We start from the raw sequence: 12,711 nt of genomic DNA on the forward strand, positions 1-12,711 counted from the left end.
ATATTTAATAAATACTCTTCGGATTATTTATAGGAGGAACATATAATGAATTTATTAGAAAAAACACGTAAAATTAACTCGATGCTTCAAGCATCTGCTGGTAAACCAGTAAACTTTAAGGAAATGGCTGATACATTAGGCGATATTATTGATAGTAATGTCTATATTTTAAGTCGCAAAGGGAAATTATTAGGTATTTCAATTCACCAACAAATTGAAAATGAGCGTATGAAAAAAATGTTCGAAGAGAGACAGTTCCCAGAAGAATACACACATAGCTTGTTTACGATCTCTGAAACATCATCAAATTTAGATATTAACAACGAACATACTGCTTTCCCAGTTGAAAACAAAGATTTATTCCAAAACGCTTTAACAACAATTGTACCGATTGTTGGTGGTGGAGAACGTTTAGGTACATTAATCCTTGCTCGTTTATCTTCACAATTTGAAGATGATGATCTAATTTTAGCAGAGTATGGTGCGACAGTAGTTGGTATGGAAATTTTACGTGAAAAATCAGAAGAAATTGAAGAAGAAGCTCGTAGCAAAGCTGTCGTACAAATGGCTATTAATTCACTTTCATACAGTGAGTTAGAAGCAATTGAGCATATCTTCGAAGAACTTGATGGCAATGAAGGCTTACTAGTTGCTTCTAAGATTGCTGACCGTGTGGGTATTACGCGTTCAGTGATTGTCAACGCATTACGTAAACTTGAATCTGCTGGTGTCATTGAATCTCGCTCTTTAGGTATGAAAGGTACTTATATTAAAGTGCTAAACGATAAATTCTTAAATGCTTTAGCAGAAATTAAAATGAAATAAATACTTCTTTAAGAAGATTCTGAAAGCGTCTAGGGTAAAACTAGGCGCTTTTTTTTGTGTATTAGCCCGTGAGGGAGGAGATTTTTGTGCTTATTTTTTTGCCATAAGTACAAAAATGCTGATTATTGTAGGTTCTTATTTCTTTCTTCCTAATGCTGTTCAAAAAATCGTCACTACCTTTAGCATATAAAAATGTAATGTGTGTTACTTTAGAAGAATGGTGAAAAACTTGTTCAAATATGTGTCACATTCATAGGCAAAATATGCTTGTGTTGATTGAACTAGTAAAATGGGACCTTTATTTAGTCAATATTTATAAGGCGATAAAGCTCAGAAAAAGGCATATTTAATACAAAAACCGTAAACACTGTCGAAATGGTGTAAAATAACTAGATGTCTAATAACCTTTGATAAACCTTAGAGACATAAGGGATGCAGAAGTTTTGTCATGGTTATACATTAGAAAAAATAGGGCGGATAGACTATTAAAAAGTGACAAAAGACAATAGACACTAGGTATCATCTTAATTACAATTGTATTATTGGATAAATTAACAAGTACATAAATTGAAATAAAATGAGGTGAACAGTTTTGAATTTATTTGGTGGAACTATTAGTAGCCTGGAAAACGGACTTTCCTATGCAACTTTGAATCATAAAACAATCGCAAACAATATTGCGAATGTCGATACGCCTAATTATAAGGCGAAAAATGTTAGTTTTAAGGATATGTTGGTAGAACAGCAAAGTATGTCTATTTCCGCATATCGTACTGACAGCAGACATTATGATTTCACAATTCGACAATCTACGCCTGGCGTTAATAATGTTGAGAACTTGCGATATAGAAATAATGGCAATGCTGTAGATATGGATGCTGAGCAGGCAAAATTAGCAGAGAATCAAATTTATTACAATGCTTTAATTGACCGTGTTAATGGAAAATTAAACACATTGAATACCGTTATAAAGGGAGGTAAGTAATAGATGTCTATATTTCATGGGATGAATACCACTGCCTCTGCTTTAACAGCGCAACGATTACGAATGGATGTTATTTCTTCCAATATGGCAAATGTGGATACGACTCGTGCTCGTCAAGTGAATGGGGAATGGGAACCGTATCGACGTAAGTCTGTGACGTTCGCAGCACAAGAAGGACAATTCTCGAAATTTCTGAATGTAGCCCTTGGTAAAAATGCGAAAAGTGGTGTTGGCAATGGTGTGAAAGTTTCTCGAATTTCAGAAGATCAAGAAACACCTTTCAAACTTGTTTATGACCCAACTCATCCAGATGCAAATGCAGATGGTTATGTGAATATGCCAAATGTGGATCCATTGAAAGAGATGGTAGATTTAATGTCAGCAACACGTTCCTATGAGGCGAATATAACTGTATTTAACGCAAATAAATCCATGCTAACAAAGGCTTTAGAGATTGGTAAATAAATAAGTAGAAAGGAAGATACATAATGACTATTTCGTCCGTTTCGCTAATGACACCTACTCAGGTTGTAAATGAAACAAATAAACTCAATACAACACCTTATGAAGCGCAACAAAGCTTCGCGAACTCGTTAAAAGAAGCAATAGCCAAAGTAAATGATCAGCAAATAACTTCTGATAAATTTACTCAAAAGCTAATTAAAGGTGAAGATGTGGAGTTGCATGAAGTGATGATTGCTTCACAAAAGGCGAGCATTACATTAAACGCAACAATTGAAGTTCGCAATAAGGTGATTGAAGCTTACCAAGAAATAATGCGAATGAGTGTTTAATTTTATTGTCTAGATAAGGAAACTCTTTTCAAACTAGATTAATAACCACTACTATAGTGGACTCATTATGTTCGCAAATTATTGATGGCTAGGTTATTCACTATAACCGGAGGATTCATAATGAATGAACGATTGACGAAAATAAAAAACGACACCAGTCAATTTTGGACAAGTCGAAGTAAAAAGCAAAAAATAGTTATGATTGGCTCCGTGGTAGGCGTCATCGCACTTGCAGCCATCGTGACGTTTTTTGCTTCGAAAACTACATATGTTCCACTTTATAAAGATTTATCAACTAGAGAAATTGGACAAGTAAAGGAAGCACTAGATTCCCAAGGTGTGAACTATGAAATTGCTCCAGGTGGAACATCTATTTTAGTGCCAGAAGAGCAAGTTGACTCCTTGTTAGTACAATTAGCTTCAGAGGGCTATCCGCAAACAGGCACAATTGATTACTCATTTGCTAATAGTTCAGGATTTGGTATGACAGATAATGAATTTAACCTCTTAAAAAAAGCAGCAACTGAAACTGAAATTGCTAAGCTTTTTAAAAATTTAGAGGGTGTAAAAGATGCCAAAGTAATGATTACAGTTCCTGAAGAAGGGGTATTCGTAACGGATGTGCAAGGCGAGGCAACGGCATCTATTGTTTTAAATACAGACCCTGGCTATAAATTTACAGAACAGCAAATTACTACTATGTACAATTTGGTGTCAAAAAGTATTCCCAATTTAAAAACTGAAAACATCGTAATCTCTAATCAATTCTCAGAGTACTTTGATTTGAATGCTGCTACTACTGATGGTACTTCCACAGCGACAGCCGAAGGTCAATTACAAATGAAGAAATTAGTAGAACGTGATCTACAGCGTCAAGTGCAAAATATGCTAGGAACGTTGATGGGACAAGATAAAGTGATGGTTTCTGTTACAACGGATATTGACTTCAAGAAAGAAAATCGTGAAGAAAACCTTGTGACACCTGTTGATGAAGAAAATATGGAAGGTATCGCAATTAGTGCTCAACGAATTACAGAGCAGTATTCTGGTACAGGCGCAGCAGCTGCAGGAACACCTGAAGCTGAAACAACTACAGATAACTTCACAACGTATAACGAAGGTGCAACAGGGAATGGTGACTATGAACGTACAGAGGAAACGATCAATAATGACGTGAATCGTATACGTAAAGATATCCAAGAAGCTCCTTATAAAGTTCAAGATATTGGAATTCAAGTCATTGTTGAACCACCAACAGCGACAGATGCAGCGTCATTACCAGATGGTGTTCGTGAAGATATCGAGAAAATTTTAAGTACAATAGTTCGTACAACAATTTCCAAAGATGTGGCAGCAGAACTTACACAAGAGCAAATTGACGAGAAAGTAGCTGTTTCAGTACAACCTTTATATGGTAAGGCGACAGAGGTCGCTGATGAAAAACCAGTTATCCCATGGTGGGTTTGGGTCATTGGCGGTATCTTATTAGCTGTTATTTTATTACTAGCATTCTTTATTATCCGTTCTCGTAAGCGTGCGCAGGAAGAAGAAGAGCTAAGTATCCTAGAAGAACAAGAAGAATTAATGATTGATGATATTAATGAAGAAATTGAAACGGAAGCTACAATGCGTCGTAAGCAGCTTGAAAAAATGGCTAAAGAAAAGCCAGACGATTTTGCAAAGTTACTGCGTAGTTGGATTGCGGAAGACTAACTAGGAGGTTCGGCTGTGTCCAAGAAAGATAAGGAATTAACCGGAAAACAAAAGGCCGCACTCTTGTTAATTTCATTAGGGCCTGAGGTTTCAGCTTCTGTCTATAAACACTTAACAGAGGAAGAAATTGAACGTTTAACATTAGAAATTTCAAGTGTTAAAAAAGTAGAATCAAATGTCAAAGAAGAGATTATTGAAGAATTTCACAATATCGCACTAGCGCAAGACTATATCACACAAGGTGGTATTGGCTACGCGAAAACAGTATTAGAAAAAGCGCTTGGTGTTGAACAAGCGCAAACGATTATTAATCGTCTAACATCTTCTCTACAAGTGCGTCCGTTTGATTTTGCTAGAAGAGCTGATCCAGCACAAATTTTTAACTTTATTCAAAATGAACATCCACAAACAATTGCCCTGATTCTCTCTTATTTAGAGGCGGGGCAAGCGGGTGTTATTTTATCTTCACTACCACAGGAAGTACAGGCGGATATTGCTAAACGTATAGCAGTAATGGAATCGACTTCTCCAGAAGTAATTAGTGAAATTGAATCTGTATTAGAGCGTAAATTATCGTCAACAGTTACACAGGATTACACTGAAACAGGTGGTATCGATGCTGTCGTAGAAGTGTTAAATGGCGTAGATCGACAAACAGAAAAAACAATTCTCGATGCACTCGAAATACAGGATCCAGAACTTGCAGAGGAAATCAAAAAACGTATGTTTGTGTTCGAAGATATCGTTACACTCGACAATCGTTCCATTCAACGTGTTATTCGTGACTGTGAAAACGAAGACTTACTGCTTTCAATGAAGGTATCAAGTGAAGAAGTAAAAGATATTATTTTCCGCAATATGTCACAGCGTATGGCTGATACATTTAAAGAAGAAATGGAAATTATGGGACCTGTACGATTACGTGACGTAGAGGAGGCGCAATCTCGAATTGTTGCTGTTATTCGTCGTCTAGAGGATGCTGGAGAGATTATTATTGCTCGCGGTGGAGGAGATGACGTCATTGTCTAGAATCATCCGTTCTATTTACACCCAGTCTGATAGCGATAGTATTAAAGAAATCCAAATCCGAGATATGTTTGAACCGATTGAAGTAGACCAACATGAAGTCTCATCACAGCATCAATTAACATTGGATGAAATAATGGCAGAGCGAGATCGTTTACTTGCAGAAGCTAGAGCTACTTTGCAAGCAGAACGTGAGATGTTTGAACAAGAAAAGCAATTACACTTCCAAGAAATTGAACACTTAAAGTTAAGCTGGGAAGAAGAGAGACCGAATCGAGTGCAAGAGGCGTATGATGAGGGGTTTGGGCAAGGCTATGAAGATGGTATGAACAAAGCCTCTGAAGCAATGGCCCAGTCACTTCAAACTGCGAATGAAGTTATGATTCAAGCGAAACAAAATGCACAAAAATATATTGAAGATCAAGAAGCGGTCATTTTAGAGTTAGGCTTAACTGCAGCAGAACGAATTATTGGCACCTCACTAGAGCAAGATAACGAACTGTTTGTGTCAATTGTGCGTCGAGGGTTGAAAGAAGCAAGGGAAATGAAAGAAATTAAAATTTATGTTTCCCCAACATACTACGCTTTAATTACCACTAATCGAGATGAATTAGCAGAAATGTTCCCGATGGATGTACCATTTATGATTTTTGTGAATGAAGATTTAGACAATGAAACAGATTGCTATATTGAAACAAATCATGGTCGCATTATGGTTAGTATTGATGAGCAATTGAATGAGCTTAGATTAAAGCTACATGAAATATTAGAGAGTAAGGAATGATCTTGATGAAAACGGCTCAATTAATCGAACATATTCCTCATATACCTACTTTTAAAAAGTTTGGTAGAGTAACTAGAGTTGTCGGCTTGATGATTGAGTCGCAAGGTCCAGATAGTTCCATAGGTGATGTCTGTAAAATTCATGTGGAAACTGTAAACAATGGTCACCAAATCATTTTAGCAGAGGTTGTTGGTTTTAAAGATGAGATAGTTGTCTTAATGCCATTCACCTCTTTACGTGAAATATCTATTGGCTGTCTTGTTGAAGGGACTGGTGCCCCTCTAGAAGTAAAAGTGGGCCCTGAGTTAATAGGAAAAGTATTGGATTCTATGGGGAATCCAATCGATGGCACCTTATTACCGAAAGGGTTAATGACCGTCCCTACTGAGCAAGATCCACCGAACCCACTGACTCGTCCACCAATTGACGAAAGACTCGAAGTAGGGGTGAAGGCGATTGATGGCATGCTAACAGTTGGTAATGGTCAACGTGTTGGTATTTTCGCTGGTTCTGGGGTCGGAAAAAGTACGTTACTAGGTATGATTGCTAGAAACACGCAAGCAGATTTAAATGTCATTGCGCTCATAGGAGAACGTGGTCGTGAGGTTCGTGAATTTATCGAACGTGATTTAGGCGCAGAAGGTTTAAGTCGCTCCATTGTTGTTGCAGCCACATCAGATCAACCAGCATTAATGCGGATTAAAGGCGCTTTTACAGCGACAGCGATTGCCGAATATTTTAGAAATCGAGGCTTAAATGTCATGCTGATGATGGACTCCGTTACACGTGTAGCCATGGCACAACGTGAAATTGGACTTGCCACGGGAGAACCACCGGCACAAAAAGGGTATACGCCTTCTGTATTTGCGATATTACCTAAATTATTAGAACGTACTGGTACTAATGAAAAGGGCTCAATCACAGCATTCTATACCGTTTTAGTTGATGGTGATGATATGAATGAACCAATAGCTGATACTGTGCGAGGGATATTAGATGGCCATATTGTATTGGATCGAAATCTAGCCAATAAAGGTCAATATCCAGCCATCAATGTTTTAAAAAGCGTAAGCCGTTTGATGAATCATGTTGCAGAGCCAGCGCATAAAAAAGCTGCTGAACGATTAAGGGAACTCTACTATACATATGACAAATCTGAGGATTTGATCAATATTGGAGCTTACAAAAGAGGAACTTCTAAAGAGATTGATGAGGCCATTCATTATGAACCGCTCATTACGCATTATCTTAAACAAGGCTATTTAGACAAAGTAACATTAGAAGAAAGTGTCAATGAGTTAATAACATTATCGAACGGTGGTGCGAAATAGATGGTCAGTTATGTGTATCGTTTTGAAAAAGTGTTAACAATTCGTGAGCAAGAAAAAAACGAAACCGAAATGGCTTATAAAGAATCTGTCCGTTCTTTTGAAGAAATAGCAACAAGATTATATGAATTACTTAAAAAGAAAGAAGACTTAATCGCATTTCAGCAGGAGCGTTTAACGATTGGCTCATCTATTGACGAAATTCATCATTATAGTCGTTTTATAGATAGTCTTGAGAAAACAATTGCAGATGTACAACAGAAAGTGATACAAGCTCGTGCGAAGATGAATTGGCACGAGGAAAAATTATTAGAAAAAAACTTGGAAGTACGTAAATTTGAAAAAATGAGAGAAAAAGATTTGAAGCTATTCCAGCAAGAGCAAGATCGTATAGAAAGCCTTTTTCTAGATGAAATTTCATTACAAACGTATAACAAGAGAGAAATCAGGTGATTTCATGGCAAAAAAAGACAATCGATTGACAGCGGAGTTAGTAGAAGTGCAATCAAAGAAAAAAACAGGGGGCTTTCTAAAGTTTTTTACTTGGATTGTACTACCGATTATGTTTGTAGTAGCGGTTTTACTTGTTGTGGCAACGTTAATGAATACGAATGTCTTTGATTTAGGGAAAAAGGCAATAGGAAGTTTACCCTTTGTCCCATCAGAAGAGCAACAAGCTAAAGATGCTGCCATTAATAACGACTCTAAATTAGTTAATTTACAGGCAGAGATACAAGAAAAAGAAGCTGAAATTACACAGCTACAAAAAAAGCTTGATACAACAACAACTGAAAAAGAGAAGTTAGTGATAGAAAAAGAACAGTTGCAATTTGAAATTGAAAAATTGAATCGACAACAAGATGATGTAAAGCGTGACTTTAATGATATCTTATCAACGTTCGATAAGATGTCTCCGAAAGCTGCAGCACCAGTATTAATCAATATGAGTGATGCGGAGGCGCTACGAATTTTAACGAATTTAAAGCCTGATAAGTTAGCAGCCATATTAGAGAAAATGGATGCCAAAGATGCAGCAAAATATACGGAGTTAATGGCTAAACAATAAGATAAATGAAAGGAGGTGAAAGAACAATGGATGTAGCAATGATGCAAATGATCACTAAGTCTGTACCTAATAAAGCAGCAAAATCTTCAACCGTTAATAGTCCTGAAGGTAAGGTCAATGGAACTCCGAATAAAGAAAATGTATCGAATTTCGGGTCTGTTTTTAGTAAAATGATGTCGTCTTCAACGCAAACAAACCAATCTTCGCAGTCAACTGCAACAAAGGAGCTAGCCGATTTACAAGCGGTTTTAAATGCTGATTCAATGGAGGAATTACTAGATTTACTAGGAATCCCTCATGATGATGGGTTATTAATGCTTCAGCTTGGCGAAGACAATAAAGCAGTGGCAATGGATGAAATGCTTAATTTAGAAAATATACTAAATGTATTAGGTATTGATGAAGAGCAACTTCAAAAAATAGTCCAACAGCTGCTAGGAGAAGAGAAGGAAGCTAGTGATGTTTGGGAGCTACTATCACTAGTAGATGCCCAAGCGCCGATACTGCAGGCGCAAATAGGACCTGCTTTACAAGGTGAAGGACAAGTAACACCAAAAGACGCTACACAACTGCTTCAAGTATTGAAGCTAGCACAATTAGTCGGACAGAAAACGGACTTAACAACTTCACAAGAAAACTTATTAACAACGGTTAAGAGTCTATTAACATCATTACAAACGCAAGTAGAAACTACACAACTAACAACAACCAAAACAACTGGAGCATTGCCATTACAAGGCTTTCAGCAAGTAGTTCAGCAAGTACAAGTGACGAAGCAGAGTGAGACAAGCACAAATGACATGGTTACACCGCAAACAGTTCAAACAAAACCGGATACATTCCATGTCACATTACCAACTGCCAAACCTGCGCAGTCTGAGGCTTTGTTAAAAGAAATGCAGGCTATTATGAATAGAGCACAAATTTCAAATGCACAAGGGATCACACGTTTAACGATTAAATTGTACCCAGAAAATCTTGGGACAGTTCGTATTGAACTTGTACAAAATGATGGCGTACTGACAGCTCGTTTACTAGCTTCTACAGCTCATGGACGTGAATTACTTGATAGTCAAGCACATCAGCTAAAACAAGCTTTTGTTCAACAAAACATTCAAGTAGATCGTCTTGATATAGCACAATCACTACAAGATGCAGATCGCCAGCAACGCGATCAAAGCTTCTTCAATAATTTCTTTAAGCAGCAACAGGATGAAGAGCAAGAACATAAAAATGAAGATGAAGATGAAGGACTATCCTTTGATGACTATTTAATCAATGAGGAGGTGTAATAATGGCAGATGCAACAAAAAATGTAAGCAATACATCCATAACGGATGATTTGTATTACTCGAATTATAAAAAACCAACGAAACAAACAGGTAATAGTGAGCTTGGCAAAGACGCCTTTCTACAACTTTTAATTACACAATTACAGCATCAGGACCCTACAAATCCTATGGATGACCGAGAATTCATTTCTCAAATGGCACAGTTTTCTTCTTTAGAACAAATGCAAAACATGACAAAGACAATGGAGTCATTATTGGCATCACAGCAACAAACACAGATGATGAATTATGCATCCTTTGTTGGTAAAGAAGTGAAATGGCATGAAATTACAGATAAAACAGATGAAAAAGGGGATCCTGTTGTAAATGAAGGAACAGGTGTAATTGAATCCTTGAAATTTGTAGATGGTAGTGTTGTATTCAAATTAACAGATGGAAAAGAAATAACGCCTGGTAATATTTCAGGGATACTAGGTGGCTCTGGAACAAATACAGATGGCGGTAATACTGTACCAGAATCTCCGCTTGTACAGGCAAGTAAACTGATTGGTAAAAATGTTACGTATAAAGATGGCGACCAAGAATTACAAGGTCGAATTGTCTCTGTTTCAAATAAAGATGGCGTTATCTATTACGTATTAGATAATGATAAAAAACTAACAGATAAAGATTTTACAGTAATTAGCGAATAAAGGTGGAGAAGAATGATGGATAAATTTTCAATTCATCGTGTACCCTTGCATCCATCTATTCGCACAATACAACCTAAGCCAATTCAATCGCAGCAATCCTTTAAAGCTCATTTACAGGAGGCTGCAAAGCAAGAACTAAAGGTGAGCAAACATGCGCATGAACGGATCATTGAACGTAAAATTGACATCTCTGAACAAGAATGGCAGGTAGTATCGGATAAGGTATTTGAAGCACACTCAAAAGGTGTCAAACAACCATTAGTCTTGATGGATCAAGCAGCTTTAATTGTCAGTGCTAAAAATGCTACTGTCATTACAGCAATGGATCGCACGGAGGCAAAACAACAGTTATTTACAAATATTGATGGCACGATTGTGCTGTAAAGGCTGGACCTTCTTATGTAAGGAAGCCTTGGTGATGCTGATTGATAGAGGCACACCTATAAAAAACGAAGGGAGAACGAAAACTTATGTTACGTTCTATGTATTCAGGTATTTCAGGTCTTAAAAACTTCCAAACGAAGCTAGATGTTATTGGTAATAACATCGCAAATGTTAATACTGTTGGCTTTAAAAAGGGGCGTGTTCTTTTTAAAGATTTAATGTCTCAAACACAAGCTGGTGCATCTGCAGCAACAGCTACACGAGGTGGTGTTAACCCACAACAAGTTGGTTTGGGTTCTCAATTAGCTGCTATTGATACAATACATGGTGGCGGCTCATTACAAGGTACTGGGCGTGGACTTGACTTAGGGATTGAAGGAGATGGCTTCTTCATGGTAGCTGACGCAAATGGAGCTCCAGACCCAGATAGTGGTTTTATTGGCGAAGAAGGTTTCAATAATACCCTATTTACTCGTAATGGTGTTTTCTATATGGATAGCAATGGCTATATAGTAAATGCTGATGGTAAATATCTAGTAGGAGTATCTGCTGGAGAAGAAATTGTTATGGAAACTGATGACGATGGTATCAATCCAGATGAAGCACCAGTCGCTTCTGGAGATGAAGGTGCTAACTTATTTGATGATGATGGTGTACTAGACCCAGACGATGGTGAGGTAGGGCCAATCCGTATCCCAACGACTGCTAAAGAAATTAGCATCGGAGCTAATGGTACCATTGAATATGTGGACCTAAACGGTGATCGCAAATGGGCAGGACAGCTAATTATGGCTAAATTCCCAAATGCGGGTGGTCTTTCTAAGGTTGGAGGAAACTATTACCAACAAACAGCAAACTCTGGTGCTGCCTATGCACAAGTAGCCACTGTTGCAGGGATGGGTAAAGTAGTACCTGGCACAGTAGAAATGTCCAATGTAGACTTATCGGAAGAATTTACAGAGATGATTGTGGCTCAACGAGGTTTCCAAGCGAATACTCGTATTATTACAACATCAGATGAAGTGTTACAAGAGCTAGTAAACTTAAAACGATAATGATTATATAGTTCTTTAATTCATAACAGGTGTTTGATAAAACATATTTTCATATGAGGGAGGGTCGGGCCGGCTCTCACGCTAGACCCGGCCCTATTTCAATGATCGAACTAACACGTCTTAATGGCAAAGCATTTACATTAAATGCTTTATACATAGAAACAGTCGAATCGTTTCCAGATACGACTATTACTTTAACAACTGGAACAAAAGTAATTGTTTTAGAGAGTGAAGATGAGGTGCGACAAAAGGTAACTGCCTTTTATAATAATATACAAATTTTATCCAACCCGCATCTACGAGGTGAAAAAGATGAAGAATAATAAAATGTTAACAATGATTATTATTTTGCTAGTAGCAGTCATACTGATTGGCGTTATTTTATTTGTATTGCTTACACAATTTAATAAGCCAACAGGAGCTGTTGAGCCATCCATTGATGAGATTGTAGAATCCTCTGTGGAGGTTCCTGAAATCACGACAAATCTTGCAGATAACAGAGTTGTACGCTTGTCATTAAAAATTCAAACGACAAGTAAAGATGCTGCTACAGAATTAACAAAGCGTGTTTTCCAAGTGCAAAATATTGCCATTCAAGAGCTTTCTGAAATGGAGCAAAAGGATTTAGAGGGTAAGCAAGGGAAACAAATTTTCCAAAAATCATTAAAAACAAGGTTAAATGAATTGATGCAAGAGGGAGAAGTTCAGGAAGTATATTTTACCTCCTTCATCACTCAATAAAACAGAAACTGCTTGAAATGGAGGTG

The 12,711-nt window shown here is 37.3% G+C and carries 16 protein-coding genes; all 16 read left to right on the plus strand.

Translation table 11 applies throughout. The annotated features are described in order from the left end of the window. Nucleotides 1-45 precede the first annotated feature (45 nt). The 16 genes from codY to fliL all read left to right on the plus strand — a co-directional run bounded on the left by codY (nucleotide 46) and on the right by fliL (nucleotide 12,685). Entirely contained in the window at nucleotides 46-825 is a 780-nt protein-coding gene (gene codY, locus NV349_RS05075; protein ID WP_004229266.1) for a GTP-sensing pleiotropic transcriptional regulator CodY, read from the plus strand. A 592-nt stretch (nucleotides 826-1,417) separates the two neighbouring features. After that, complete coding sequence (gene flgB, locus NV349_RS05080; protein WP_036124750.1) at nucleotides 1,418-1,810, plus strand: flagellar basal body rod protein FlgB; 393 nt, start codon at nucleotides 1,418-1,420, stop codon at nucleotides 1,808-1,810. 3 nt (nucleotides 1,811-1,813) lie between these two features. Beyond that, on the plus strand, nucleotides 1,814-2,275 hold the full coding sequence (gene flgC, locus NV349_RS05085) for a flagellar basal body rod protein FlgC (RefSeq protein ID WP_036124747.1): 462 nt from the start codon (nucleotides 1,814-1,816) through the stop codon (nucleotides 2,273-2,275). A 23-nt stretch (nucleotides 2,276-2,298) separates the two neighbouring features. Then, nucleotides 2,299-2,604, plus strand: a complete 306-nt coding sequence (gene fliE / locus NV349_RS05090) for a flagellar hook-basal body complex protein FliE (protein WP_036124744.1) — start codon at nucleotides 2,299-2,301, stop codon at nucleotides 2,602-2,604. 120 nt (nucleotides 2,605-2,724) lie between these two features. After that, nucleotides 2,725-4,317, plus strand: a complete 1,593-nt coding sequence (gene fliF / locus NV349_RS05095) for a flagellar basal-body MS-ring/collar protein FliF (RefSeq protein WP_036124742.1) — start codon at nucleotides 2,725-2,727, stop codon at nucleotides 4,315-4,317. A 15-nt stretch (nucleotides 4,318-4,332) separates the two neighbouring features. After that, the gene (gene fliG, locus NV349_RS05100; protein WP_036124740.1) at nucleotides 4,333-5,346 is read left to right on the plus strand and encodes a flagellar motor switch protein FliG; all 1,014 of its coding nucleotides are present in this window, start codon (nucleotides 4,333-4,335) and stop codon (nucleotides 5,344-5,346) included. After that, the gene (fliH, locus tag NV349_RS05105) at nucleotides 5,339-6,127 is read left to right on the plus strand and encodes a flagellar assembly protein FliH (protein WP_036124738.1); all 789 of its coding nucleotides are present in this window, start codon (nucleotides 5,339-5,341) and stop codon (nucleotides 6,125-6,127) included. Before fliG ends, fliH begins: the two co-directional genes overlap by 8 nt. A 5-nt stretch (nucleotides 6,128-6,132) precedes the next feature. Further along, a complete protein-coding gene (gene fliI, locus NV349_RS05110) occupies nucleotides 6,133-7,458 on the plus strand; it encodes a flagellar protein export ATPase FliI (RefSeq protein ID WP_036124834.1) in 1,326 nt (441 codons plus the stop codon). Then, nucleotides 7,459-7,908 (plus strand): flagellar export protein FliJ, encoded by a 450-nt coding sequence (gene fliJ / locus NV349_RS05115; RefSeq protein WP_036124736.1) that lies wholly within the window; start codon nucleotides 7,459-7,461, stop codon nucleotides 7,906-7,908. It begins immediately after the preceding gene. A gap of 4 nt (nucleotides 7,909-7,912) precedes the next feature. After that, nucleotides 7,913-8,521: a MotE family protein gene (locus NV349_RS05120; protein ID WP_036124734.1), complete on the plus strand. Its 609-nt coding sequence runs from the start codon at nucleotides 7,913-7,915 to the stop codon at nucleotides 8,519-8,521. Nucleotides 8,522-8,547: 26 nt separating this feature from the next. After that, nucleotides 8,548-9,813, plus strand: a complete 1,266-nt coding sequence (locus NV349_RS05125; protein ID WP_271912511.1) for a flagellar hook-length control protein FliK — start codon at nucleotides 8,548-8,550, stop codon at nucleotides 9,811-9,813. Between the two features lie 2 nt (nucleotides 9,814-9,815). Next, a complete protein-coding gene (gene flgD / locus NV349_RS05130; protein ID WP_036124730.1) occupies nucleotides 9,816-10,505 on the plus strand; it encodes a flagellar hook assembly protein FlgD in 690 nt (229 codons plus the stop codon). Between the two features lie 15 nt (nucleotides 10,506-10,520). Next, entirely contained in the window at nucleotides 10,521-10,889 is a 369-nt protein-coding gene (locus NV349_RS05135) for a TIGR02530 family flagellar biosynthesis protein (protein ID WP_058843517.1), read from the plus strand. An 86-nt stretch (nucleotides 10,890-10,975) separates the two neighbouring features. After that, entirely contained in the window at nucleotides 10,976-11,944 is a 969-nt protein-coding gene (gene flgG, locus NV349_RS05140) for a flagellar basal body rod protein FlgG (RefSeq protein ID WP_036124729.1), read from the plus strand. Nucleotides 11,945-12,045: 101 nt separating this feature from the next. Beyond that, a complete protein-coding gene (locus NV349_RS05145) occupies nucleotides 12,046-12,267 on the plus strand; it encodes a flagellar FlbD family protein (protein WP_036124831.1) in 222 nt (73 codons plus the stop codon). Continuing rightward, entirely contained in the window at nucleotides 12,257-12,685 is a 429-nt protein-coding gene (gene fliL / locus NV349_RS05150) for a flagellar basal body-associated protein FliL (RefSeq protein ID WP_036124726.1), read from the plus strand. Before NV349_RS05145 ends, fliL begins: the two co-directional genes overlap by 11 nt. The last annotated feature ends 26 nt before the right edge of the window (nucleotides 12,686-12,711 follow it).

The sequence above is a fragment of the Lysinibacillus sp. OF-1 genome (assembly GCF_028356935.1).
In the GTDB taxonomy this organism is placed as follows: domain Bacteria; phylum Bacillota; class Bacilli; order Bacillales_A; family Planococcaceae; genus Lysinibacillus; species Lysinibacillus fusiformis_D.